Here is a 351-nt window from a genome sequence, read left to right on the forward strand (position 1 = left end):
TCCCGTGGGCGGTGACCGCTTCACCGACTCCCTGAGGGCGCTCGACGTCGGCGGACGGCTGATGGTCGTCGGTTTCGCCGACGGAGCGATCCCCGAGGTCAAGGCCAACCGGCTGCTGTTGCGCAACCTGAGCGTGGTGGGCGTCGCCCTCGACCCGTGGGAGCAGCGCTTCCCCGGCTACGCGCCGGAGCTTGTCGCCGGCCTCGAGGTGGCGGCCGCGAAAGGCCGTGTCACGCCGTACGTCGGCCACCGGCTGCCGTTCGAGCAGTCGGCGGACGCGCTGGGCGTCCTCGACCGCCGTGAGGCCCACGGTAAGGTCGTCATCGAGCTCTGAACGCCCGGTTCACAGCA

General features: G+C 71.2%; 1 protein-coding gene. It reads left to right on the forward strand.

The window, feature by feature from the left end; all coding sequences use genetic code 11:
- Positions 1 to 334, forward strand: a 334-nt coding sequence (locus tag ACOADB_RS28445; protein WP_378607143.1) for a zinc-binding dehydrogenase, incomplete at its 5' end; no start/stop codon positions are given.
- Between the last annotated feature and the right edge of the window lie 17 nt (positions 335 to 351).

This window comes from Nocardioides sp. CPCC 206348 (assembly GCF_048654705.1).
In the GTDB taxonomy this organism is placed as follows: Bacteria; Actinomycetota; Actinomycetes; order Propionibacteriales; family Nocardioidaceae; genus Nocardioides.